Genomic DNA, 1,031 nt, shown 5'->3' with positions numbered 1-1,031 from the left:
ATTCAACCAGCTAAGTCTGACGACCCGTTCCCTACGGTCACTTAAGCTGCTTGAACGTCAGGAATGCCAAACGTTATGCGAAATAATATTCAAAAGATCTGTGTAGACCTTCAAGAAAGGAGAGTTCTTATTCATGCCAATTTCAAATAAAACAAGGAAAATATTATGGGGTAGATCTGGAAACAGATGCTCTATTTGCAAGCACGAAATGGTTGTTGAAGCTACAATTCATGATGATCCATCAGTTGTTGGTGAAGAGTGTCACATAATATCTGGACAAGTTAATGGCCCAAGATATAAACCTGAACATCCTATTGAGAAGATCGATTTAAACGATAATTTAATATTATTATGCAGGATACACCATAAGATGGTTGATGATCAACACGAGACATTTACAGAAAGAATACTTAAAGAAATGAAAGAAAATCATGAAAAATGGGTTACAGAGAGACTTAATCAACAAGACGTTAAAGAAGATAAGCCTGTAAGAATTAGAAGAATTAAAGAGAATATACCTTCAGTATTACCTATGATTAATAGTGGTAAAGAACTTATTGGTATTATAGATGGTGCCCTTGGTTATCAGTTTGATCATGATGAGCCTAAGAATGAAGAAGAAGTTGAATTAATATCTAGCTTTTTACAATATGCTCAAGATCTTGGCGGTTTACTAGGCGAGTTTGAATCAGGTGAGCGTGTTACATATGGATATGAACTAACTAAATCAATTAATCAATTATTAGATAACAACTATCTTGTATTTGGAGCACGAGAATTAAGGATATTGGAGGGAGGGAAGAGTAAGCCTTCTAATTGGCCAATTGCAATTGTCTACATTCGGCACAAAGATAATATAGAAATTCAGAAAGTCGATTTAGCAGAATCAGAGAAGTAAATATTAAATCGCCTAACACCACATTCCTACTGCGGGCATTCGCCCTTGATCGCTATGAAGAATCTCAATGAAGCGTAATCAGGCGATACATTCAACCAGCTAAGTCTATCGACCCGTTCCCTTTGGTCACTTA

General features: G+C 36.0%; 1 protein-coding gene. It reads left to right on the top strand.

Annotated features, from left to right (window positions below; genetic code table 11):
- Positions 1–133 precede the first annotated feature (133 nt).
- The gene (locus ACH8E3_RS16650; RefSeq protein WP_458633767.1) at positions 134–898 is read left to right on the top strand and encodes an HNH endonuclease; all 765 of its coding nucleotides are present in this window, start codon (positions 134–136) and stop codon (positions 896–898) included.
- Positions 899–1,031 lie beyond the last annotated feature (133 nt).

The sequence above is a fragment of the Paenibacillus sp. CMAA1364 genome (assembly GCF_054373195.1).
Note: the sequence above shows the minus strand (reverse complement) of the source record. Positions and strands in the feature narration are given on the sequence as shown.

What these genes read in the sequence shown, in the direction of transcription:
- ACH8E3_RS16650 (WP_458633767.1), top strand. Translation starts at nt 134, where the DNA reads ATGCCAATTTCAAATAAAACAAGGAAAATATTATGGGGTAGATCTGGA.